Below are 22,093 nucleotides of genomic sequence, written 5' to 3' on the forward strand. Positions count from 1 at the left end.
GTCAGCCCACCGCCTCCCGCGCGGCCGTCACGATGTCGGCAACCTGGGGCAGAGCCGCAGCTTCCAGTTCGCGGGCGTAGGGAATGGGGACTTCCGCGCTGCACACGCGTCGCACTCGGGCGTCGAGCGAGTAGAAGGCCTGTTCACCGATACGCGCCGAGACCTCGGCGGCGAGGGAACCGGTACGCCACGCCTCGTCGACGACCACGGCCCGGTGGGTGCGGACCACCGAATCGATGATCGTGGTGTCGTCGAGCGGGCGCAGGCTTCGCAGGTCCACGACCTCTGCCGAGATACCGGCCGCGGCGAGTTCGTCGGCCGCCGCGAGGGTCTTCGGCAAGGACCCCCCGTAGGTGATGAGGGTGACGTCCGTTCCCGTCCGGCGGATCGCCGCTCGGTCGAGGGGCAACGGCTCTGCCGCCGGGCCGAGTTCACCTGAGGCGTTGTACAGAGTGCCGTGCTCGAAGATCAGGACCGGGTCGGGGTCGGCGAGGGCCGGTGCGAGCATGTGACGGGCGTCCTCGATGGTCGCGGGCGCGAGCACGCGCAGACCGGGGATGTGCGCGTACCAGCCCTCCAGACTGTGCGAGTGCTGCGCGGCGAGTTGCCGCCCGGCGCCCGTCGTCATCCGGATCACGAGCGGGACCGGCAGCTGGCCTCCGGACATATGCAGCAGCGTGGCCGCGTTGTTGAGGATCTGGTCGAGTGCCAGCAGACTGAAGTTCACGGTCATGATCTCGACGATCGGTCGCATCCCGGCCAGCGCGGCGCCGATCCCCGCACCGACGAACGCCGACTCCGACAGCGGCGTGTCCCGGATCCGCTCCGGTCCGAACTCCTCCAGCAGGCCGAGACTGACGCCGAAGCAGCCGCCGTACGCGCCCACGTCCTCCCCCATGAGGAACACCCGCCCGTCGGTGTTCAACGCCTCGCGCAGCGCCTCGCGGAGCGCTTCCCGATAGGTGGTCTTGTGCGGGGCCGCTGATGTCCCGCTCCGCGATGCCGTCTCCGCCTTCTCCGTCGCTGTCCGGTCGTTGACGTTCACGGCGGTCATAGCCGTGCCTCCTCCTCTTTCCGGGTCTCCCCCACCCCGCTGGTCACGTGCAGCAGCAGGTCCTCGACAGGTTCGGCCGCAGCCAGGTCCGCGGCCTCCACCGCGTGATCGATCTCCGCGCCCACCCGGTTCTCGATGTCCCGCAGCCGCGCGGTCGGCAAGGAGTGTTCGCGGCGCAGCCGGTCGGCGAACGTGACAACGGGGTCGCGTTTCCTCCATCGCTCGATCTCGTCCTTGTCGCGGTAGCGGTCGGGGTCGTACATCGAGTGGGCACGGAAGCGGTACGTGCGCAGTTCCAGGAAGTGCGGGCCGCTGCCCGAACGGATGGCCTCGGTGGCGCGCAGCGCGGCGCGTTCGACAGCCTCGACGTCCATGCCGTCGACCGCCCAGGCCACCATGCCGTACGAGGAGGCGCGCAGCGCCAGGTCCGTCTCGGCCTGGGCACGGTCGAGGGCGGTGCCCATCGCGTACTGGTTGTTCTCGCAGACAAGGAGCAGCGGCAGCCCCCAGAGGGCGGCCAGGTTCGCGGTCTCGTGAAACTCGCCCTCGGCCACCGCGCCGTCCCCGAAGAAGCAACAGGTGACGCGGCAGCGGCCGTTCATCCGGTCCGCGAGGGCGAGCCCCGCCGCGAGCGGCAGGCCGCCGCCGACGATCGCATTGCCGCCGTAGAAGCGCCGGCTCGCGTCGAAGAGGTGCATGGAGCCGCCCCGGCCGTGACTGCATCCGGTGACCTTCCCGAACATCTCGGCCATCACGGCCTCCGACGTCAGCCCCCGGGCCAGCGCATGGCCGTGCTCCCGGTACGTCGACACGATCGCGTCATCCTCGGTCAGCGCCTCGTTGACGCCGACGGCGACGGCTTCCTCTCCTACATAGAGATGGACGAAGCCCCGGATTCGAGCGGCGCTGTACAGCTCCACGCTGCGTTCCTCGAAGCGCCGGATGCGCAGCATGGACTCCAGCAACTTCTGCCGGTGCTCCGCCGTCGCCTTTCGGGCGGTACCCCGTCGGTTCGTCGCGCTCGCGGCGCGGTCGGTGCGTTTGGTGGTCACGGCTGTTCCTCCGATCCCTCCGGTCCTTCAACGGTCGAGAGATCTCCTTCGGGCAGACCCAGTTCACGGGCTCGCAGCAGTCGCCGCATGACCTTGCCACTACGGGTGTGCGGCAGGTTCTGGTCGAAGGCAATCTCGCGCGGGGAAACCGCGGGGCCGAGCCTGCGCCGGGCGAAGACCAGCAACTCCCTTTCCAGCTCGGGTCCTTGTTCATACCCGGAGCGCACCGACACGAAGGCCTTCACGATGTTCCCGGCGACCGGATCCGGCCGCCCCACGACCCCGGCCTCGGCGACGGCGGGATGTTCCATCAGCGCGCTCTCGACCTCGAAGGGACCGATCAGATGCCCCGCCGACTTGATCACGTCGTCGGCGCGCCCCACGAACCAGTACCAACCGTCCGCGTCCCGTCGCGCCAGGTCTCCGGTGAGGTACCAACCGTCAACGAATGCCTCGTCGTAACGCGCCTTGTCGTGGAGGTAGCCGCGGAACATCGACGGCCAGCCGGGGCGCAGCGCCAATTCGCCTTCCAGGTCCGCGGTTTCGAGGACGTGGACGTGTCCGTCGGCGGTGACCTTCGCCCGTCCGTCTGCGCCCTGTTCGAGCACCGCCGCGGTCACGCCGGGCAGCGGCCGCCCCATGGAGCCGGGCCGGATCTCGCACGCCGCGAAGTTGCCGATCATGATGGCGCCTGTCTCGGTCTGCCACCAATTGTCGTGCACAGGAAGCCCCAGGACCTCCTGCCCCCACACCACGGCCTCCGGATTGAGCGGTTCACCGACGGAGGCGATGAACCGCAGCGCCGACAGGTCGTACTCGCGAGGCAGCCGGTGGTCCCCCTGGCGGGGTGTCGTCCGCATCAGCATGCGCAACGCGGTGGGTGCCGTGTACCAGACGGTGACGTGCTGCTCCGCGAGGATGCGATACCAGCGCCGCGCGTCGAAGTCGCCCTCGTCCACGACCAGGCTGACCCCATGGGTGAGCGGGGCGACGATCCCGTACGACACGCCGGTCACCCAGCCCGGATCGGCGGTGCACCAGAACACGTCGCCGTGGTGCAGGTCCAACGCGTAGGCGGCGGTGACGTGATGCGCGAGCACGGCTTCGTGCACGTGCACGGCGCCCTTGGGGGCGGCGGTCGTCCCGCTGGTGAAATGCAGCAATGCCATGTCCTCACCGGACGTCGGCGGGATCGTGAACTCCGGCGGGGCGGCCGCCATGAGTTCGTCGTAGGACTGCGTCCCGGGCAGGTCCTGTGCCCCCTCCCCCACGATCAGTACGTGCCACAGACCGGGGAGCTCATTCCGGATGCCCGCGACTTTCCGCCGGTACAGCGCGGCTGTGGTGACCAGGATCCGGGCGTCGCTCAGGGCGAGGCGTTGGCGCACCGGCTCCGGCCCGAACGCGGAGAACAGCGGGCACAGCACACTCGTGTTCTTCAGCGCGCCGAGAACAACAGTGAACAGCTCGGGTCCGCGTCCCAACAACGTGCACACACGGTCGCCGCGACCGATGCCGAGAGAGCGCAGGAGGTTCGCGAACTGGTTCGTCAGCTGGGCGAGTTCGGAGTAGGTGATGGTCGCGAGGGTGTCGTCACGTCCGACGCAGCGCAGTGCCACCGTCGCCCCGTGGCCCGCATGGACATGCCGGTCCACCGCCTCGTACGCGATGTTCAGGCCGCACCCGCCCGGCAGGCCGAGTAACTGTCCGCGTGCGTTGGACCAGGTGAACCAGCGGCGCTCGCGCTCGTAGTCGGCCAAGTTCGGCGGCACACGAAACCCTGTTCCCTCTGCGGGTTTGTGGATGGTCTGCCACGGCATGACGCCCTCCCATCGGCTACGGCTCCTCCTTCGACCATCCGCCCCTGAGCCAAAGGCCTGGAGGGGCCGAACGACCCCGAATGGGGCCCCGGCCGGACCTCGCTCGGCGCTGCCAGGCACTTCCGGGCGGGCTCACGCAGCCGGCCCAGCCTGGCCTCCCGACGCTCACCTGCGGCGAGCCAGGGGCGCCGCCACGACAGCCGGCTCCTGCAACGGTCCCCAGGTACCGCTCATCGCCGACCTCTCCCGGAGGGCGGGGTGGTGTGTGCTTCGAAGCCTGGGACGTCCGCGCGCGGGGCACCAAGGGGCGATCGGCCCGCGAAGAGGCCGGCCGATCACTCCTGCCGGCGGAGTGCGTGGGAGCACTGTGGGGACAGGGGCCAGAAAGGGCCGTCAGACCTGATGGCCCGGAACACACTGAACGCAGGAAGGAAGGCACCCCATGTACGGGTTCGCAATGCTCGCACTGCTCGGCCTCGCCGTGCTCGCCGTTGCGCAGGTCGGCCCCGGTTCGTCTCCCTCGACCCGGAACTGTGGGCGTTCGTCCTGGTCACACTGAGCGTCGGCGCGGCATGGCTGGTGGACTTCAACCTGTTCGCGATCTGGAGGATGCCGGTGCGCAACGACACGATCGGAGTCACGGTGACCGGTCTGCTCATCGGAGGCGCAGGGCTCTTCTGGCTCGAAGTGCTGCGCTTTTACGCGGGTCTCGCCCGCAAGCTGACCGACGAGGCGGCCACCATGGAGAAGTCGGAGGGACTGCGCCGCGTCGCCTGAACCAGTCGCGGTGGATCCGGAGAGCTCCGCTCCGTGCGGCCCGGCGTTCTTCTCTCACCGGGCCACGCACGAGCGGGGGAACCCCACCAAAGAGGAGGTCGCTCGGCCCACCTTGTTCTTGGCCACTCCAAGCAGGGCCGGGCGTCCTGCCGTCTTCGCCCCGGTCGGCACTGGCACACCGCCTGGGCATCCGTAGGCTGGGATCAGCCTGCGGGCGAGCGGCCTCTCCCCTCCACCTCGCAGGTTCCGGCTGTTTCCCGAAGCTGCGATGCCGATGGGAGAGCGGGGACGGTGAATCATGATGGTGTTCACGTGTCGTACCGCCGCGGGCCGCTGCCTGGCCCAGCAGGTGGCGGCTCTGCCTCGATGGACCGCATGCCGAACTCCCCGGGCGGTGTTCGGAATCGCCCGCGGGGGTGTTCCCGTCGCAGCCGAGGTCGCGCATCTCCTCGGCGCCCCTCTCGACATCGTTGTCGTACGCAAGGTCACCGCTCCCGGCAATCCCGGTCTGACCGTCGGGGCGATGGCGGAGGACGGGACACTCGTGTGCACGGGCGCCTTCCTGCGACGATTCGCCGCAGACAGCCCCCGGCTGCCCGAACTGGCCCGGGAGACCGAAAGCTGGCTCGCACGGCAGGCACACCTGCTGCGTGGGCGACACGAAGCCTTGGGCATCCGGGGTGGTGACGTCGTGCTGGTGGACGATGCCGCGTGCACCGGCGCCTCGGCACACGCCGCCCTGAAGGTCCTGCGACACCGGGGAGCTGCTTCGCTCGTCCTGGCCCTGCCGGGCGGGTCGCCGGAGGCTCTGGGACGTCTGCGCCCGTCGGTCGACGAGATCGTCTGCCTCGAGGCACTCGACACTGCGCTTGACTCCTGGTATGTGGATCAGAATCCCGTCAGTGACAGAGAGATCGTCAGCCTGCTGGAGACACATCGCACTGCGGTCGGGCGCTAGCCGCTCCCCTCCGGTCCGAGTTTCCAGAGCCCACGTCCCGCGCCTGCTCGACGGGGCGCGCGGCCACCGGTCGCGTCTCAAGCCGCCCCGGGTGCGGCCTCTGGGACGGTCGACCCCACGGCTGGGCCGATTGGCTCCCTTTTGGGGCCTGTCGCCTGTGTATGCATGTATGGCGTCGTCGTACAACAGAAGTAGAGGTTTCCCGTCCTCCAAACCAGGCGGCATCGTTCCTCCCGCGGCGCCGAGGTACGGGACGGGTGGCCTCTCGGCAGCGATCCAGCTGCCGGGGCGGCGGGCCGCTGGAGCGGGAGCGCGGCCCGCTCGCCTCGTTTCCCCTTGCTGCCTCAACTGGCTTGCGAGGTCTACGATGCGTGAGACCTGACTTGATGAACACGTAGGCGACCCGCCGGGTTCGGGCATTTCCGATGCCCAGCGCCGGGCCATCGCGGTGATCGTCCAGGCGATAGCCGACGGCGAGCGGTGGCGGGTGGCACTGTTGATGGAGCGCTTCATCGTGGACGCGGAACTGACAGCTCTGTTGGCACTGCGCGAGGCTCTCCGACAAGCACGCGCGAACGACGAGACCTGAGCGTGCAGGGCCCCGTTCGGCCGTCTGTAAGCATGGACGAATCAAGCGCAGGGATGCCTGGCCTCGGTGCCCGGCCCTGTCGCACCGGCAGGGTGAACGCCACGCGGAGACGAGTCGACGGGTGTCCTGCGGGCCGGTCAGCCGTGCCACCGGGAAACTACGGCACCCGCGGCACAGGCACTCCGCGATGGCGGCCGACGTCAGCAGATGCGGGGCAGTTGCTCGCCCAACGGCATGTCCACGATGCGTTTGCCACCCACCAGGGTGCGCAGGACCACGCGGCCGGCCGACGCCTTGACGGCTGTGCCTATACGGACCGCCGCGGTGCCTTCCGGCAAGGCGTGCAAGGCGTCGAGCGCGGCGTCGGCGGCGTGGGGGGCGATGAAGGCGACGAAGCAGCCTTCGTTGGCCACGACGAGCGGGTCCAGGCCGAGCAGGTCGCCGGCCGGAGGGACGGGGACGGCGCCCTCCTCGATCTCGACGCCGATGTGCGCGTCACGGGCGATCTCCTTCAGGGCCGCCGCGACTCCTCCCCAGGGGGATCGCGCAGTGCGTGCACGTGTGCGCCGAAGGGAGCGAGCGCCGTGACGAGCCGGTGCAGGGGCTGGGTGTCGGAGGCGATCTCGACTTCGAAGCCGAGGCCCTCTCGGGTGGAGAGGATGGCGGTGCCGTGGAGTCCATGAGTCCACAGAGGAGTATGGCGTCACCGGGCCTGGCGCGGGCGGCGGACGGGGTGAGCCCGGGGCCGCATCGACCGCTGCCCGTGCCACCGCCGCTGTCAGCTGATCGCTTTCCGCGCGGGGCACCCGGGCCAGAGTCCGAGCGCCTTCCGCGCTGCCGACCCTCACCAGGTATCGAGGCCCCCGGCGTCCGCCAACTCGGTCAGAGCGACATCGACCCCGGTGTCCGCCGCGGGTCCGCCCCCCATCGACACGCAGAAACATGTCGCCCCCGGCTCGGTGCACTCGACAGCGACGAGGAACGCCCCCTTCCGGCACTCCCCGTATCCGTCGTCCTGGAAGCGCCCACGGGCCAGGACCCGGTCCTGAATGGCGATGAAGGCCGTTCCGGCTGAGCCGCACGTACGACGAGTTCGCCGTCCGCGTCCCGGTCGACGTCCCACAGCTTCTCGCGCTGCGGGTGCAGGAAGGACTCCCAGGACTGCGGTCCGGAGGTGTGCGCGAAGGCCGCGCCGTCGGTGCGGCGCACCAATCGGTAGCGCCCTGCGTCCAGTTCGGTTCCCCAGCCCCACGGCAGGACGTCCGCGCTGTCGATCTCGGCGAGGACGACCGCGCCGTCACGGACCGTCGGTCCGATCACCGGGCGTCCATCGGCCACCAAGGCCGCTACGAGGGCGTCGAGCCCCGCACGATCGAGAACCGCTGATCCTCCGGTCTCTGCATCGCCCATCCTCCGTCGTCGTCCGCCGCCCGCAGTTGCGGGCTCCGTTGCCAGCTTCACGCGAACGGCTCGTCACGGGGATGGGCCGGGCGGCCCCAGTGCCAGGGCCTGCCTGGCCCGCGGGCCCGCCCGCGCGTGGCGTGCCGCGACATGCTCGGTGGCGTGCGTGCCCGCGACGTGCGAGGTGAGAGCACGCGGCCGTTGGCCGGCGGTCTTGGATCTCACGTGCCGGGCGCCAAAGAGGCGGGGCACCGCGCGCCGCAACCCGATCGACCGGCCGGTTCCCGAGATCGGCGACGAACTCGCTGCCAGCCGAGCCTTGGAGGACCTGGCGCTACGGTTCCATGACGTCGCGTCGAGCGACATCGTCGAGTTGACCGGGCCCGCGGAGCCGGGGAACCGGCCCTTGTGAGAGAGCGGAGCGCATGTCCGTGGTCATCGCCCGCGCTCGTGCGCACGACTCCACCCGTGACGTCACCGCCCGGATCACACGGCCCGGCTTCGTCGTCGAGCTGCGCCGACTCGACGGTACGGCCGTGGCGCCACCCCGCGCAGCCGCACTCGCCAACGCGGTGCACGACGGGGCGTGGCTCCCACCGGACCGACTTCCCTCGCGGTCGGGTGAGTTGGTGGGTGCGTGGCGTGTGCCGCACGGGGCGCTGTGGTCTCGTTCGCTTTCAGAGCAGCAAGGTCGGCCAGCCCTCCGCCACCGCGACCAGCACCGCCACGTCGAGCAGCAGCCCGGCGGTCAGCCGCGGGCTGTACCAGAAGAACTTGAGGACAAGTCCGACCACGGCAGCGGCCACGGCCGCAATTGCCCAGTCCGCGAGGCCCACGAGCAGTGCCGCACCCGCGATGGCGTACAGCGCTGCAGTCGTGCAGGCGAGCAACCTGGCCGCGGCCGGTGCCCGCGCCTGAGGCAGGTCGGCTGCAGCCAGCACCCACGAGCGGTGTGGGGCGCGGTAGCCGCGCCGACGCGGTGCCAGCCACATCGGCATGTGCACGAAGCCGTGGCCCAGCAGGTACGCGACGACGAGTGAGCTGACCATGGCAGCACTCCCGTGTTGTCAGCGGTGGTACGGGGAACGGTCGTCGAGGTCCCCGCCGTCGCCGACGCAGCGGCGCTCCACGACGACGGTCTCCCGCTCGCCCGGCAGGCGCCGCCTGTCCAGACCGACATCCAGGATCACCGCACCGGTCATCGACAGCGGAACGAACATGATCGTCTCCTACCTCTGGACCGCGAGCCTTGAGCCCTCGGCTTCCCATCTTCAGGCTCTACCCGGCCCGGTCGGACGTCTGGGGCCGAACGTCCCGCGCAAGGGCCCGGACCGGCTCTGCCGCCAGGCCGCCTCCGGGTGACAAGGTGACAGTGTGAAGCCGTCCCGGCCCGCCCCTGGCCGACAGCGGCGACAGGCGGCGGCACGGACTCCGTCAGGCGAGATCGTTCCGGTCGTCCCCACGGTGCTTCCGGTCGACGTCGTGCGTCGCGCCTGCACACCGGCAGATCCGCATTGACCGACTCACCGCAGCGACAGCACTCCTGGGGAGGCGAAGATCATGACCAAACCGGTCGTCGTCGGCCTCGACGGCTCACGAGAAAGCCTTGCCGCGGCCGACTGGGGCGCCCGCGCGGCGCTCCACCGCGACCTGCTGCTCCGGCTCATCCACGCCTGGGAAGGCGCACCGGGGCTCGGGACCGCCGAGATACTGCAGCACGGCCGCTGCGTACCGCAGTACTGGGCGCGACGCACCTTGCGCGGTGCGCTGGAAGTGATCACCGAGCGCTATCCGCAGGTGTACGTCAGCGCGGAGCAGGTGCACAAACCGCCCCGCGAGGCCCTGCTGTCCGAGGCGGCGAGCGCCGAACTGCTGGTCCTCGGCAACGCGGGGCTCAGTGGTGTCGGGAGCCTCCTCACGGGATCCGTCGCCCTGACGATCATCTCTCACGCCACGGTCCCCGTCGTCCTCGTCCGTGCCGGCTGGTCCGCCGCGGCCGACCGCAGCCCCGAGGGCGGCCCCACGTCCCTACGCACCCCGTACCGCGACACCGTCGTCGCCGTCGACCCGAGCCGGTCCTGCGACGGCCTGCTGGCGTTCGCGTTCGACGAGGCCGCCAGGCGCGGCACGGCGCTGCACGCGGTGCACATCTGGCACCTGCCGTACAGCACCTCGAACACGCCGGCCTCGAGCGTCCACTCCCGTGCTCAGGATGCCGCCGTGGCGGCACTCGACGAACAGCTGCAGCCTTGGCGGGACAAGTACCCCGTAGTACCCGTGCACGCCACCGCCGTCCATGCCCGCAGTGCCCACGAGATCGTCCACGCCGCTCGTGACGCCGGACTGCTCGTCGTGGGACGCAGGCCACGCCGCATCGGTCTGGGACCACACACGGGACCCGTCACCCACACGGTCATTCACCATGTCGGGTGCCCCGTCGCGGTGGTGCCGCACGACTGACAGCCGATGGCGGCTGACGTCCCTCTGGCAGGCCCCGCAAAGGTACACCGAGAGCCATATGGCCAGGGCATTCCGTCCCGGCCTGAGGCCGTACGACCTCTGCCCCTCACTGCCCCTGGACAGTGAGGCTCGAAGAAGGGACGAAGGAGAGCCGAACCGGAGAGCCAGTGAACCCGACTACACCCGGCGCTGCGGGGCCAGTTGTCGGACACCCGGCGGGAGAGACGGTGCCGTCATGGAAACGACGTCCACAAAGGGCTTGCGCCTCACAGCCGCGTATCCCTACCACGCGGCCAACTATCTGGTACGCGCGGCCATCACCGCGCCGTCCCTCCACAACTCGCAGCCGTGGCTGTTCATCGGCGACCGGACATGCCTCGACCTGTACGCGAACCCCGCCCGCCAGCTACCGGCTGCCGACCCCGACGGCCGGGAACTCGTCATCGGTTGTGGGGCAGCCCTCTTCAACGTGCGGCTCGCCATGCGGCACCTGGGGTTCCGGCCCGACGTCCGCGTCTGCCCGACCCGCTGGAACCCCGCGCACCTCGCGCGCATCGGCTGGGGCCCGTTCGGAAGGGCAGGTGCGAACGAGGAGTTGATGCATCACGCCCTGCGCGCCCGCCGCACGCACCGCGGCCCGTTCCAGTCGCCCCCGCTCCCCCAGCGGCTCGTCGACGACCTGCGTCGGCAGGCCCGAGCCGAGGGCGCCGACCTGTATGTCGTCACGGACGGCAACGTGCGGGGCCACCTCGCAGAGTTGGTGCGCGAGGCCGAGACGATCCAGCGCACGGACCCCGCATGGCGCGCCGAGCTCTACCACTGGACTCAGGAGTTCACCGGCACACGGCTGGATGGCGTCCCGCTCGCCACCTGTACTTATCACCCCGACTGCGTCCCCTTCGCCGGACGTGATTTCCTCGGTCTGAGCGCCACCATGCCCGACCCACCAGAGGTGTGGTCCGAGCACACCGGGCTGGTCGCCGTACTGACAACCTGCTACGACACCCGTGTGGAGTGGCTCCAGGCGGGACAGGCGCTGCAGCGACTCCTGCTGCACGCGGCCGCCCATCGGGTGTCGGCAGCCTTCCACACGCAGCCGCTGGAACTGCCCCGTCTGCGGGCCCAAGTACGCGCCGGATTGCTGTTCGGTCAGTTCCCGCAGATGATCCTCCGCCTCGGTCACACGCGACGCGGCGCGCCGACACCACGGCGTCCGGCCACCGACGTGCTGCGGATGCGCTCGGAGAGCGGTGGAGGAGCGACGCGTCTGGGTACGCCTCGGCGATGACGCGATCAGTCGTGAGGCACGACGGCGACGGGGCAGGCCGCATGATGGAGGACGGCGTGAGTGACGGGGCCGACGCGCGGGCCGATGTGCGGTCCGGGCCGACGCCGCCGGCCGACGACTACGAGCCCGGCTCCGGACGCGGCGTCCAGCAACGCGTCCAGGAGATGCCCCTCGGTCAAGGCCCGGGCCACGCCTACCACGGGGTACTTGTCGCACCAGGTGCGCGGCATCGCCTCCTGGAAGCCGTCCCAGTCCAGGGCAGCGCCTGTTGCGGCGTTTCGGCCATGGCTACGTCGCCGGGGCCGACGGTGAGCGGATTGGGCCGGTGCCACGCGGAGACGACGCGCAGGCGGCCGTCGCGCACGCGAGCCGTCTGGAAGGCGAAGTCGATCAACGCGTCACGAGGGTCGTCGAGGTCCAGGCCGAGGACGACATCCTGGGGCCTTCTGTCTCGCCTTCGTGGCGGTCACCGTCTCTGACGAGCACCACGGGGCACGCCGCTCGCGCCACCGCTGCGGCCGCGACGGATCCGACGAGCATCCCGGACAGAGCGCCGAGGCCGCGCGAGCCGAGCACCAGAAAGCCCGCCTCCTCAGCGGCGTTCAGGAGGGCGGCCGTCGCCGGTCCTCGATCGTCTCGGTGGTGGCGTACCCGGCGGGCAGGATCTCCGACAGACGCGTGGCTGCGGCCGCCACGACCTGGGAGGCACGACGGCGCTGTCCGGTAGCCTCCGGCACACTCGCGGGTGGATGCGGGGACCAGGCCCAGGCGTGCACCAGATGCAGGGGGGAATGCCGACGCCGCGCCTCGTGTGCCGCCCGGTGCAAGGCTACCGCGCTCTCGGGAGACTCGTCGACGCCGACGACGATGCGCTGGTGGGGCCTGGCACGTCGCCTCCGGCCGGGCAGCTCCTTGTGGTTGTCAACCTTGTGCGGGACAGGGAGTCGTAGCAGGGGCCACCGGTCCTCGGAACAGAACCATTCGGCTCCTGCACACCACGTACACACAGCCGAGTCGACGGTGGACACGTCCGGCAGGTGGACAGTCCCGTAGTGCCCTACCTGCGGGCCGGGCCGACCCTGCCACCCGCCTGTGCGAACCGGGAACCGGGCGAGGCGCGTTCTGGCTCGGATCGGGCATGAAGGGGGCCCGTTGCCCAAGGACTTTGCCCGGCCGGCCCCTGGGGCGAGGGCCGGGACGGTGCGAGGTTGGGACCAGCGGCCGGCGGAACGGCGGTCGCGAGCGAGGCCCGGCCACGGAGGTGAGAATCATGACGCGCAGGCGTGCACAGGCCGCCACTGCCGCGGCGCTGATCCTGGCGGCAACCATGTCCATCGGGGCCTGTGGGGCAGCCGGCACCGCCAGTACCACCCCCACCACGACGTCCAGCCCCGCCACCGCCCCGGGCAACAGCACACCGGAGCCCGGGGCGGGCCGCGCTCCGTCCACCGGGCCGACCAGTGGGTGGGGACCGGGCATGTGGAACACCGCCCGGGGGCCGGGAATGAGGGGCAACTGGGGCCCCGGCATGACGGGTCCGGGGACGATGGGCAACTGGTGGCTGGCCGGTGACGGCCACCGGGTGCAGACGCTCGATCAGGCCCGGCAGCGCGCTGTGGCGTTCGCTGATCGGCTCGGCCTGTCCGTCGGCGAGATCATGCAGTTCTCCCGGAACTTCTACGCGGAGCTGGAGACCGTGGCCGGCCGGCCTGCCACCGAGGTACTGGTCAACCCGGCCGATGGCACCGTACAGATCGAGTACGGGCCCGCGATGATGTGGAACACCGCCTATGGCATGCGCCACGGCACCCGGGGCGGGCCCCAGGCCCGGATCTCCGCCACGGAGGCCCAGCAGATCGCCCAGCAGTGGCTCCGTGACCACCGCACCGGGTGGGCCGCGGGCAATCCCACAGTCTTCCCCGGCTACTGCACCCTGCACACCACGCAATCCGGGAGGATCACCGGCATGCTGTCGGTCAACGCCACGACCGGACAGGTCTGGTACCACGCCTGGCACGGCACCCACATAGCATCCAGCCGGCGGTAACCCTCCACGGGCAGGCGTCGCGCCAGGTCCTTTCTGGCTTCCGGGCCAGCTTGAGACCCACCGGACGCGGTCAGTTCACGCCCGTGGAGCCGGGCTTGCCTCCTGGCCGCCGCTCGCGGCCGCCTCGCAGCCCTGGGGAGACATGCCCTGGGCCTCCGGCGGGAGAGCACTGTCGAGGCTTTCGACGACGTCCAGGACTCTGTCCACCCGCATCAGCCGAAACAGGCGACGGTGGAACGGGTTGTCGACGACGACGGTCAACTGTCCCTTCTGCGCCTTGAGACGGTGGTGGACGCGGAGCAGCGATGACCGCCCGCTGCAGTCCATGAACGCAACGTCGCGCAGATCGAGGACGAGCGAGTGACACTCCTCAGGGAGGAGTCGGAGCAGCCGGTCGGGCAGCCGACAGCCGGCGAAGACGTCGAGTTCGCCCCACAACTCGACGACCAGCAGAACTCCCTGGCGGCGGATTCTGAGGCCGAAGGTCAGGTCGTCCTCGGGCATGGTCCCCTCGCTGTGGTGTTGCGCGCGGAGTTTCGGTGGGCTCCAACGCCCCCGTCCACCGGGGTCCTGGGTGGACCTGCATCGATGCCCCTGGCGTACCCGCGATGACGCCGAGACGCAACCCCCGTGACCGAGTCGGGAAATCGGCGCGAACGGCCCCTCCTCCGCTGATGTCATCCGGTCCCGATCGCGACCCTCGGGGGGACGCGCAGCGTGTTGTCGGCCGTGCAGTGGCTGACCACTGCATGCAGTCCCTCGATGCGCGCCGTGCTGAGACCGGCCGGTGGGCGGACAGAGATGCTGATGGCCGCGACGCGGACGGGACGGTCGTCGGCGAGGTCGAAGTCGCCCCGGACACGCAGATGTTCGTACGACAGGTGGTGGCGCTGGAGGAAAAGCCCGGCGTAGTGGGCGACACAGGAGCGAGCGAGATCACGAACGGTTCCACCGGGTTGGGGCCGTCGTGGTCACCGCCGGAATCCAGCCGCAGCTCGACGGTGAGTTCGTGTCGCGGACGAAAACCGCGTATGCCTGGTCCACGACCTGGGTCACCTCGATGCGGCCCGGCGGTTCCGCGGGCTCAGCGGCGCCGCGCCATGCGGAGACCGCGGGGGTGGAGTGGGGGGCGTTTTCATGGCACACCTTCTCTATGTGGTGCCGACAGGACCACGTCAGGGCGGGAAGTTGCCAGGTGGCTGAGGTGAGCCAGGCCAGAGCCCGGCTGAGGCCCGTAAGGGCGACGCAGCAGACAGGACGGCCGTCGTCGAGGACCAGGGGCAGCGGTCCCGACCCCACCTCACCGCGTACGACCCGTTGCGGCCCCCTGCCCACACCTTCATCGTGCGCCCATGAACAGCCGCTGGCGACAGGCCGGTCGGCCCCGACCATGGGATCTGCCGGTCAGAACCGCAGACCGCCCGCGCAGGACGAGCGAACACCGCATATCGCCCCACGACCACGCGCTGCACTGTGCCGCGGCCCCGGGCCGACGGCCCCCGCCAAAGGCCGAACGGGCCCTGCGCCCCGGCCCCTGCCTCATGCCACGGTGAGACCGAGGACCCGCTCCGGCTCCCCCACGAGCCCGGTCGAGAGGCGGTGCACGCCATGTCCCTTCCCCTGGTCGTCGGTGTCGACGGTTCCGAGGCCAGCCTCCGCGCGGTGGACTGGGCCGCCGAAGAGGCCGCGATGCGCGGGCTCGAACTACGCCTCCTGCACGCCTCTCTCTGGGAACCGTACGAAGGTACCGGTCCCAACGTGCCCCTTAACCGACCCCACGGTCTCGACATCGCCGCGCAGATCCTGCAAGGCGCCATCGCACGGGCCGCGGCACGCCATCGGGAAGTGAAGATCTTCGCCGAGACGCTGGCGGAGGAACCCGAGCCCGTACTGATGCGCGCCGCACTCAACGCGACGGCGTTGGTGACCGGACGGCGCGGTCGCGGCCCGGTACAGGAGTTGCTCCTGGGGTCCGTAAGTCTCGCTGTGGCCGCGCACGCGCCGTGCCCGGTCATCGTGGTACGCGGCAGCGAAGCCGGGCGCAACGCCATCCACGAGCGCATTCTGCTCGGGGTAGGAGATGCCGACTCCTCGGTTTCAGCCATCCGATTCGCGTTCGCCGAGGCGGCGACGCGCCATTGCGTGCTCGACGCGGTGCGCGCCTGGCGCTCCCCTGTTCGCGAGCCACTCCACCACCCTCCGCAACCGGGAGAGTCGGCCTGTCCTGATCAGCTGCGCGCCCAGGAGCTGTTGGCCGACTCTCTGCGTGGACCGGCACGCGTGCATCCCGATGTGCGGATGCGCCCGGTCGCCGTGGAAGGCCCGGCCCGCCGGATCCTGATCGACCGTTCGGCCGCTGCCGACCTGCTGGTCGTCGGCACCCGACGCCGCCATAGCCACTTCGGACTCCAGCTCGGCCCGGTCGGCCACGCTCTCCTGCACCATGCGGACTGCCCGGTAGCCATCGTTCCGCAGCACGGCTCATGACCTGGCTTTGTGAGGAGTTCTCGTGCGAGACCTCGCCCCACCGCTGCGTGCCGTCCGCGCGGTGATCTTCGACACCGACGGCGTGATCACTGATTCGGCCCGTCTGCACGCAACAGCCTGGAAGGCCACGTTCGACGCCTACCTCCGCGAGCATCCGCCTCGCCTGCCCGCACATTGGCGGCCGTTCGACATCTCCACCGACTATCCCCTGTATGTGGACGGCAAGTCCCGGCGCGAGGGCACGACCGCGTTCCTCGAATCCCGCGGGATCAAGCCGATCTCCGAGACGGTCGAGGCTCTGGCCGCCGCCAAGGACCGTCGCTACACCGAGCGACTGCGCTCCGGAAACCCCGTACCCGCCTATCCCGGCACCGTCGACCTGCTCCACGCACTGCTGGAGGCTGACGTTCTGGTGGCCGCCGTGTCCGCGTCCCGTCATGCCCGGGAACTCCTGGTGGAGGCTCACGTGATGAGTCTCTTCGACACCGTGGTGGACGGTTCGGAAGCGGACCGCCTCGGGCTGCGCGGAAAGCCGGCTCCCGATCTCTTCCTCGAAGCGGCCCACAGGCTGCGCACCGTTCCCGCGCAGGCAGTGGTCGTCGAGGACGCCCTGGCCGGCGTCGAGGCGGGTGAGCGGGGCGGGTTCGGCCTCGTGGTCGGCGTCGACCGGACGGCCGGGCGCAACCGGACGGACGAACTGCTCAGCCACGGTGCCGATCTGGTGGTCGCCGACCTCTGTGAGCTTCTGATGGAGGGAGCCGCCCCGTGACCGATGAGTGGACATGGCGATACGACGGATACGCCCCGGACGAGGAACGTCTCAGGGAATCACTGTGCACCCTGGGTAACGGCTATTTCGCCACGCGCGGGGCTCTTCCCGAATGCGCGGCGGACGAGTTCCACTACCCCGGCACCTACGTGGCGGGCTGCTACGACCGACTTGCCTCGCAGGTCGCGGGCCGCCGCATCGGGAACGAGGACATGGTCAACCTGCCCAACTGGCTGCCCCTGCGCTTCCGTTGCCGGGGTGAGGACGGCAGTGGACCCTGGCTGCATCCCGACAGCGCCCGGATCCTCGACCACCACCAGACGCTCATCATCACCAACGGCCTGCTGGAACGTCGAACGACGTACGAGGACAGCGAAGGCCGCCGGATCGCGGTTCGGCAGCTGCGCCTCGTGCACATGGCTGATGCGCACCTCGCCGCGCTGCGTACGGAGTTCACGGCCGAGAACTGGTCGGGTGAACTGGAGGTCGAGGCCTCTCTGGACGGCGCCGTGCGCAACGCGGGCGTAGCGCGCTACCGCGACCTGGACGGTCAGCACCTCGTCCACGGTCATACCGGCACCGCCGCGCCGGACCTTCTGTGGCTGCGCTGCCGAACCCGTACTTCCGACGTCCGCATCGCCGTCGCCGCCCGCGCCACCTGTGCGGACGCCACACACGCCTACGGCGTCAACACCCACGCACGAGCGACTCGGCTCCTGCGGCTGCCGCTCACGGCTGGCCGCACCGCGACGGTGGACAAGATCGTGGCCCTGCACACCTCCCGCGACCCTGCCATCAGTGACCCTCTCCAGGCGGCGGTCGACACCTCACGCCGGGCTCGTTCCTTCGACGAACTGCTCAAGACCCACCTCACCGCGTGGGACCAACTGTGGCGCAGGGCGGACCTCGACGTGCCGGGTAAGGCGGGTCGCATCCTGCGCCTGCACCTCTTCCACGTGCTGCAGACCCTGTCTCCCCACACCGCCGAGCTGGACGTCGGAGTACCGGCGCGCGGCCTGCACGGAGAGGCGTACCGGGGCCATGTCTTCTGGGACGAACTGTTCGTGCTGCCCTACCTGAACCTGCACTTCCCGGAGGTCTCCCGGGCCCTGCTCACCTACCGGCACCGGCGTCTCGGCGCAGCCTGCCGCGCGGCGCAGGATGCCGGACAGCGGGGCGCCATGTATCCGTGGCAGAGCGGCAGCGACGGTCGCGAGGAGACCCAGCGGATGCACCTCAACCCTCGCTCCGGCCGTTGGTTGCCGGACCACACGCACCTCCAGCATCACGTCGGTTCGGCGATCGCGTACAACATCTGGCGGTACTGGGAAGCGAGCGGCGACGCGGAGTTCCTGCACACCAAGGGCGCTGAGATGCTGCTACAGATCGCCCGTTTCTGGGCGGGCGCGGCAACCTACGACGCACGGTTCCGTCGCTACCGGATCCGGCAGGTCATCGGCCCCGACGAATACCACGACGCCTACCCGGGCGCCGAACATCCGGGAATCGACGACAACGCGTACACCAGCGTCACCGCCGCCTGGGTGCTCGCCCGCGCGCTCGACCTGCTGGAGGTCCTGCCCGAGCCACGCCGCCACGAGCTGGCTGAGCGAATCGGCTTCGACGGGGGCGAGCCGGAGCGGTGGCGGGACGTTTCGCGGTCTCTCCACGTCCCGTTCCACGACGGGGTCATCAGCCAGTTCGAGGGATACGACCGCCTCGCTGAGCTGGACTGGGAGGCGTACACGAAGAAGTACGGCGACATCCGTCGGCTGGACCGGATCCTGGAGGCCGAAAGCGACAGCGTCAACCGTTACCAGGCCTCCAAACAGGCCGACGTCCTGATGCTCGGTCACCTCTTCCCTCCTCCCGAACTCGGCGCCCTGTTCGCCCAGTTGGGGTACACCGTCGATGATGCGACCTGGCATCGGACCATCGACCACTACCTGCGCCGCACCAGCCACGGTTCCACCCTCAGCGGTCTGGTGCACGGCTGGGTGCTGGCGCGGGCCAGGCGCAGCGACGCCTGGAAGTTCGTGCACGAGGCGCTCATCGGAGACATCGCGGATGTCCAGGGCGGCACCACCGGCGAAGGGATCCACCTCGGCGCCATGGCCGGCACCCTCGACCTGGTCCAGCGAGGACTCACGGGCCTGGAGACGCGCGACGACGCGCTGTGGCTGGATCCGGCGCCGCTGCCGCAGCTGACCGGTTCCTCCTCGTACGGATTCACGCTCCGCTACCGAGGCCACTGGGGGATCCGGCTGCGCTTGTCCCCGGCTCGCTTGCGCGTCATCCTGCCTGCCTCGGACCGCTCCCCCATCACGATCGAGTTGCCTGACCGAGCGGTCACGGTCAGGCCGGGGGAGACCTGCGAACTGGTGCTGCTCGATTGACTATCGACCGGTCCACGTCGGTACCGCCGGGTCACCAGGTCTACGAGGTAGACCCGGTCCCCGTACACGACCGCGCTCGACACACCGCACCGTGCGCCGTCGACCCAGGCGTTTGCGGTGGCGTCGGGCAGCACTGGCCGTGCCGGGCGATCCGGCGCGGGACGGGACTTCCGGACGGCTTGGTCGTGAACGTGACACGCAGAAGGCATCCTCAGGAGTGTCGGACCCTGGGCGTTCTTTGATGGCGCGTCAGAGATCGCCCGATGGAGCGGCTACAGGTACCGAAGAGGTCGCGTCGGCGGTCGGCGCCCCGGAGTCGTGCTTACGCTGATGCATCAACAACCCCACGAACCCGGCGAGAAAGCCGCTGACGAACTCTCGCGCCGACGGCTCCGCCACCAGTGCAGCGAGGCTGAAGGCACTCCTCCAGAGGAAGCCCCGGCACGTCCTGCGGCCACCCCCTGGAACAGAGCGCGCACAGAACCTCAGCGAGCTAGCGACCGCTGAACTGCACTGTGCGCCGACTGCTCAGACGCGACTGGCCACACTCTTCCGCCACGTCCTGGAACCACATGCCCGTTCGAATCCAGCTCCGACTGGATCCACTTGAGGTCGTACGGTCCGATGAGTGGGTGAGGCCGGACAAGGCCGCACCACCGCCCCCTGGTGTTGTAGCGGTGGAGCCATCTGAACGCGTCGAGTCTGGCCTCGCGCTCGTCTGGCCTGCCCTTTCATCCCTGCAGGGTCCCGCGTTTGAAGGTCACGTTGAAGGACTCGACGAGTGCGTTGTCCGCGCTGGACCCGACCGCGCTCATGCTCTGTCGGACCCCTGCTGACCTTCGGGCTTCAGCGAAGGTCGTGCTCGTGTACTGGGCTGAGTGGTCGGTGTGCATGATCGATTCCGCGAGACTTCCGCAAGTACGGACGGGCCGCGGCCAGGGCATCGGTCACGAGGTCCACGCGCATGTGGTCGGCGATCGCCCAGCCGGCCAGACGGCGCGAGGCGAGGTCGATGACGGTCGCCAGGTAGCAGAACTTCCCGCCGTCGATGGGCAGGTAGGTGATGTCGCCGACGTAATTCGTGTTCGGCCTTCCCGCGGTGAAGTCGCGGCGGATCAGGTCCGGAGCCTTGGCCGCAGCCGGATCGGGGACGGTGGTGCGTTGCCGGCGGCGCAACCGGACCCCTTCGATCCCGAATTCCCGCATGATCCTGGCGACCCGCTTGTGGTTGACCGCCTCACCGCTGGTTTCGCGGAGCTCGGCGGTGGTCCTCGGAGCTCCGTAAGTGCCGTCCGATTCCTGGTGCACCACCCGTACCCCGGCAGCCAGTTGTGCGTCGGCTGCCCACCGGGCGGCCCGGTCGGCGGCTGTCCGGCGCCAGTGGCAGAAGCTCGAGCAGCTGACACCGAGGACGTGGCAGAGCCGCTTCATGCCGTATCGGCACTGCAGGCCGGCGACGCACTGGAAGCGGTTCACCAGCGCGTCTCCCCGGCGAAATACTTCGCTGCCTTCCGCAGGATCTCGCGTTCCCCCTCAAGCTCGCGGACCTTCTTCCGCAAGGCCGCGTTCTCTGCTTCCAGCGGTTCCCGCGGCTGGGCCGCCTCCGGTGTCCGGCGTCCCCGCGGACGGCTTGCTCCAGCAGCCCGCACCCAGTTCCGCAGGGTCTTGTCCGTGTTGGTCGAACGATCCAAGGCCCCTGCTCTTTGTGTCTATGTGATGGACAGCGACTGTGCGGCGATCGAAGCCCTCGGTGTCCGGACCGGATCCTGGCGGACCTGCCTGGGAAGGGAATCGATGACTGCCTACATGGCCGAGAGCGGTGAGACCATCGAGGAATGGTTCCCATCGGCCGACGAGTCCGTGCGGGCGGCGCTGGACTGGGCGCGGGACGCGGGTGCCGATCCGTCCGAGAACGGTCTGGCGGAGGCCCTCGTCGCGGTGCCCGATCCGTTCGTGGAGCCGATCTTCGTTGCGATGCTGGAAGCCGTGGGGATCCGCTCCGTCTCCGACGACTGATGTCCATCGGGCGAACTGCATGTCAGGACTTGCCGCCCACACTCGGGACCAGTGACACCAGGGAGCCCGCCTGCGCTGAGATGGATGGAGGTTCGTGACGGACGTCGGCGGCTCCTCACGTTCGCAGCGACAAGCTCGTGCGGGCCAGCGAGATGGATCTGCGCTACGCGCATTTTCTCGCCCAGGTGGAACTTGCACTACAGCCGGAGATCTTGAGGGTCGGTGATGGGTGGGATCGGCTGATGGTTGGCCCAGACTCGTAGGTGGTGCGGGAGAGGGTCGCCGCGGCGGCGGTAGTGGCTGACGAGGGCGCGGGTCTGGTGGAGTCGGCGCCAGAAGTCGCAGGCCAGGATGGTCTCGACGGGATGGTGGGGGTTGAGGTGGGTGGCGGCGAGGCAGTGCCGGATGGCGTGGGCCGAGGGCCGCAGGAACGGTCCGGGGATCAGCCGGTGGCCTCGCTCTCGGCTGTGACAGGGACCTTTCCCACGGTGCCATCCTGGTCCGGATCGGCTTCGGCTTCGGCTTCGGCTTCGGCTTCGGCTTCGGCTTCGGCTTCGGCTTCGGCTTCGGCTTCGGCTTCGGCTTCGGCTTCGGCTTCGGGGAACGCTGCGCGCCGGACGGCGAGGAAGGCGGTGGCGAGTATGCAGGCGGTGACGTGCCGGTGCCAGGGAGTCCACTTGCGGACCTGGTACTGGTCGAAGCCGACGAGCTGTTTGTTGAACTCGTTGTCCTCCTCGATCTGCCAGCGGCCGCCGGCCCGAGCGATGATCTCGGACACCCTGGCGTCGGCGGGTGCGTGGACGAGGAAGTAGGTAATCTCTCGGTGGAGTTGCCCGTCGTTGCCCCGCCGGTTGGGGTGCAGGGACCTGCGCAGGACCAGCCAGTGCGTGAAGCCCTCGACCGGCCTCTCGCTCTTGAGTAGCTCTTGTCGGCGACCACCCGCGCGGGGCGGGTGCGTGGACGTCCCGGGCCGGGGCCA

Annotated in this window: 21 protein-coding genes and 2 pseudogenes; 10 read left to right on the plus strand and 13 right to left on the minus strand. The window is 69.8% G+C overall.

The window, feature by feature from the left end:
• Position 1 precedes the first annotated feature (1 nt).
• From M4J07_RS00730 to acsA, 3 genes are read right to left on the minus strand one after another with little or no spacing between them, the layout of a single operon-like run.
• Positions 2-1,054, minus strand: a complete 1,053-nt coding sequence (locus M4J07_RS00730; RefSeq protein WP_255965822.1) for an alpha-ketoacid dehydrogenase subunit beta — start codon at positions 1,052-1,054, stop codon at positions 2-4.
• Positions 1,051-2,106, minus strand: a complete 1,056-nt coding sequence (gene pdhA / locus M4J07_RS00735; protein ID WP_374214961.1) for a pyruvate dehydrogenase (acetyl-transferring) E1 component subunit alpha — start codon at positions 2,104-2,106, stop codon at positions 1,051-1,053. The genes M4J07_RS00730 and pdhA overlap by 4 nt, the downstream gene beginning before the upstream one ends.
• The gene (acsA, locus tag M4J07_RS00740; protein ID WP_255965824.1) at positions 2,103-3,926 is read right to left on the minus strand and encodes an acetate--CoA ligase; all 1,824 of its coding nucleotides are present in this window, start codon (positions 3,924-3,926) and stop codon (positions 2,103-2,105) included. Before acsA ends, pdhA begins: the two co-directional genes overlap by 4 nt.
• Before the next feature lie 615 nt (positions 3,927-4,541).
• On the opposite strand from acsA, the gene M4J07_RS00745 reads away from it, so the two are divergent.
• Both M4J07_RS00745 and M4J07_RS00750 read left to right on the plus strand, forming a co-directional pair.
• Positions 4,542-4,703: a hypothetical protein gene (locus tag M4J07_RS00745; RefSeq protein ID WP_255965827.1), complete on the plus strand. Its 162-nt coding sequence runs from the start codon at positions 4,542-4,544 to the stop codon at positions 4,701-4,703.
• Positions 4,704-5,001: 298 nt separating this feature from the next.
• Entirely contained in the window at positions 5,002-5,661 is a 660-nt protein-coding gene (locus M4J07_RS00750) for a phosphoribosyltransferase (protein ID WP_255965830.1), read from the plus strand.
• A gap of 789 nt (positions 5,662-6,450) precedes the next feature.
• On the opposite strand, the gene M4J07_RS00755 is transcribed toward M4J07_RS00750, so the two are convergent.
• Together M4J07_RS00755 and M4J07_RS00760 are read right to left on the minus strand one after the other, a co-directional pair.
• The gene (locus M4J07_RS00755; RefSeq protein WP_374214966.1) at positions 6,451-7,020 is read right to left on the minus strand and encodes an AIR synthase-related protein; all 570 of its coding nucleotides are present in this window, start codon (positions 7,018-7,020) and stop codon (positions 6,451-6,453) included.
• A pseudogene (locus M4J07_RS00760) lies at positions 6,994-7,660 on the minus strand (4Fe-4S dicluster domain-containing protein); the annotation flags it as partial. The gene M4J07_RS00755 and the pseudogene M4J07_RS00760, both read right to left, overlap by 27 nt.
• A 175-nt stretch (positions 7,661-7,835) precedes the next feature.
• Here M4J07_RS00760 and M4J07_RS00765 point away from each other — a divergent pair.
• Positions 7,836-8,063: a dsRBD fold-containing protein gene (locus M4J07_RS00765; RefSeq protein WP_374214967.1), complete on the plus strand. Its 228-nt coding sequence runs from the start codon at positions 7,836-7,838 to the stop codon at positions 8,061-8,063.
• A 265-nt stretch (positions 8,064-8,328) separates the two neighbouring features.
• Here M4J07_RS00765 and M4J07_RS00770 read toward each other — a convergent pair whose 3' ends face one another.
• Together M4J07_RS00770 and M4J07_RS00775 are read right to left on the minus strand one after the other, a co-directional pair.
• Positions 8,329-8,700: a hypothetical protein gene (locus M4J07_RS00770; RefSeq protein WP_255965832.1), complete on the minus strand. Its 372-nt coding sequence runs from the start codon at positions 8,698-8,700 to the stop codon at positions 8,329-8,331.
• An 18-nt stretch (positions 8,701-8,718) separates the two neighbouring features.
• Positions 8,719-8,871, minus strand: coding sequence for a hypothetical protein (locus M4J07_RS00775; protein WP_255965834.1), 153 nt, complete (start codon positions 8,869-8,871; stop codon positions 8,719-8,721).
• A gap of 340 nt (positions 8,872-9,211) precedes the next feature.
• On the opposite strand from M4J07_RS00775, the gene M4J07_RS00780 reads away from it, so the two are divergent.
• A complete protein-coding gene (locus tag M4J07_RS00780; protein WP_255965836.1) occupies positions 9,212-10,111 on the plus strand; it encodes a universal stress protein in 900 nt (299 codons plus the stop codon).
• Between the two features lie 259 nt (positions 10,112-10,370).
• Positions 10,371-11,399: an Acg family FMN-binding oxidoreductase gene (locus M4J07_RS00785; RefSeq protein ID WP_255965838.1), complete on the plus strand. Its 1,029-nt coding sequence runs from the start codon at positions 10,371-10,373 to the stop codon at positions 11,397-11,399.
• 5 nt (positions 11,400-11,404) lie between these two features.
• Here M4J07_RS00785 and M4J07_RS48130 read toward each other — a convergent pair whose 3' ends face one another.
• The 3 genes from M4J07_RS48130 to M4J07_RS48140 all read right to left on the minus strand — a co-directional run bounded on the left by M4J07_RS48130 (position 11,405) and on the right by M4J07_RS48140 (position 12,427).
• Complete coding sequence (locus M4J07_RS48130; RefSeq protein WP_308284712.1) at positions 11,405-11,629, minus strand: universal stress protein; 225 nt, start codon at positions 11,627-11,629, stop codon at positions 11,405-11,407.
• A 160-nt stretch (positions 11,630-11,789) separates the two neighbouring features.
• A complete protein-coding gene (locus M4J07_RS48135) occupies positions 11,790-12,005 on the minus strand; it encodes a universal stress protein (protein ID WP_308284715.1) in 216 nt (71 codons plus the stop codon).
• Positions 12,002-12,427 carry a universal stress protein gene (locus tag M4J07_RS48140; RefSeq protein WP_308284713.1) on the minus strand — a complete coding sequence of 142 codons (426 nt, stop codon included), beginning with the start codon at positions 12,425-12,427 and terminating at the stop codon, positions 12,002-12,004. Before M4J07_RS48140 ends, M4J07_RS48135 begins: the two co-directional genes overlap by 4 nt.
• A 242-nt stretch (positions 12,428-12,669) precedes the next feature.
• On the opposite strand from M4J07_RS48140, the gene M4J07_RS00795 reads away from it, so the two are divergent.
• Positions 12,670-13,446, plus strand: coding sequence for a hypothetical protein (locus M4J07_RS00795; RefSeq protein ID WP_255965840.1), 777 nt, complete (start codon positions 12,670-12,672; stop codon positions 13,444-13,446).
• Between the two features lie 75 nt (positions 13,447-13,521).
• On the opposite strand, the gene M4J07_RS00800 is transcribed toward M4J07_RS00795, so the two are convergent.
• Positions 13,522-13,950, minus strand: a complete 429-nt coding sequence (locus tag M4J07_RS00800; RefSeq protein ID WP_255965842.1) for an STAS domain-containing protein — start codon at positions 13,948-13,950, stop codon at positions 13,522-13,524.
• Positions 13,951-15,054: 1,104 nt separating this feature from the next.
• Here M4J07_RS00800 and M4J07_RS00805 point away from each other — a divergent pair.
• The 3 genes from M4J07_RS00805 to M4J07_RS00815 are packed head-to-tail and all read left to right on the plus strand — an operon-like array spanning position 15,055 to position 19,098.
• Positions 15,055-15,933: a universal stress protein gene (locus tag M4J07_RS00805; protein ID WP_255965844.1), complete on the plus strand. Its 879-nt coding sequence runs from the start codon at positions 15,055-15,057 to the stop codon at positions 15,931-15,933.
• 22 nt (positions 15,934-15,955) lie between these two features.
• Entirely contained in the window at positions 15,956-16,702 is a 747-nt protein-coding gene (locus M4J07_RS00810; protein ID WP_255965847.1) for an HAD family hydrolase, read from the plus strand.
• Positions 16,699-19,098 (plus strand): glycoside hydrolase family 65 protein, encoded by a 2,400-nt coding sequence (locus M4J07_RS00815; protein WP_255965849.1) that lies wholly within the window; start codon positions 16,699-16,701, stop codon positions 19,096-19,098. Before M4J07_RS00810 ends, M4J07_RS00815 begins: the two co-directional genes overlap by 4 nt.
• Before the next feature lie 846 nt (positions 19,099-19,944).
• On the opposite strand, the gene M4J07_RS00820 is transcribed toward M4J07_RS00815, so the two are convergent.
• Positions 19,945-20,574 carry an IS3 family transposase gene (locus tag M4J07_RS00820; protein ID WP_374214962.1) on the minus strand — a complete coding sequence of 210 codons (630 nt, stop codon included), beginning with the start codon at positions 20,572-20,574 and terminating at the stop codon, positions 19,945-19,947.
• 318 nt (positions 20,575-20,892) lie between these two features.
• Here M4J07_RS00820 and M4J07_RS00825 point away from each other — a divergent pair, with 318 nt between their 5' ends.
• Positions 20,893-21,114, plus strand: a complete 222-nt coding sequence (locus M4J07_RS00825; protein ID WP_255965852.1) for a hypothetical protein — start codon at positions 20,893-20,895, stop codon at positions 21,112-21,114.
• Positions 21,115-21,556: 442 nt separating this feature from the next.
• Here the strand turns inward: M4J07_RS00825 and M4J07_RS00830 are convergent.
• Positions 21,557-22,093, minus strand: a pseudogene (locus M4J07_RS00830) (hypothetical protein); the annotation flags it as partial.

This window comes from Streptomyces longispororuber, assembly GCF_024448165.1.
Classification (GTDB): Bacteria; Actinomycetota; Actinomycetes; order Streptomycetales; family Streptomycetaceae; genus Streptomyces; species Streptomyces longispororuber_A.

Excerpts from the sequence above, each read along its gene's own strand:
- M4J07_RS00730 (WP_255965822.1), bottom strand. The coding sequence starts at position 1,054 with ATGACCGCCGTGAACGTCAACGACCGGACAGCGACGGAGAAGGCGGAG.
- acsA (WP_255965824.1), bottom strand. The coding sequence starts at position 3,926 with ATGCCGTGGCAGACCATCCACAAACCCGCAGAGGGAACAGGGTTTCGT.
- M4J07_RS00750 (WP_255965830.1), top strand. The coding sequence starts at position 5,002 with ATGATGGTGTTCACGTGTCGTACCGCCGCGGGCCGCTGCCTGGCCCAG.
- M4J07_RS00770 (WP_255965832.1), bottom strand. The coding sequence starts at position 8,700 with ATGGTCAGCTCACTCGTCGTCGCGTACCTGCTGGGCCACGGCTTCGTG.
- M4J07_RS00775 (WP_255965834.1), bottom strand. The coding sequence starts at position 8,871 with ATGTTCGTTCCGCTGTCGATGACCGGTGCGGTGATCCTGGATGTCGGT.
- M4J07_RS00780 (WP_255965836.1), top strand. The coding sequence starts at position 9,212 with ATGACCAAACCGGTCGTCGTCGGCCTCGACGGCTCACGAGAAAGCCTT.
- M4J07_RS48130 (WP_308284712.1), bottom strand. The coding sequence starts at position 11,629 with ATGCCGCGCACCTGGTGCGACAAGTACCCCGTGGTAGGCGTGGCCCGG.
- M4J07_RS00795 (WP_255965840.1), top strand. The coding sequence starts at position 12,670 with ATGACGCGCAGGCGTGCACAGGCCGCCACTGCCGCGGCGCTGATCCTG.
- M4J07_RS00800 (WP_255965842.1), bottom strand. The coding sequence starts at position 13,950 with ATGCCCGAGGACGACCTGACCTTCGGCCTCAGAATCCGCCGCCAGGGA.
- M4J07_RS00805 (WP_255965844.1), top strand. The coding sequence starts at position 15,055 with ATGTCCCTTCCCCTGGTCGTCGGTGTCGACGGTTCCGAGGCCAGCCTC.
- M4J07_RS00825 (WP_255965852.1), top strand. The coding sequence starts at position 20,893 with ATGACTGCCTACATGGCCGAGAGCGGTGAGACCATCGAGGAATGGTTC.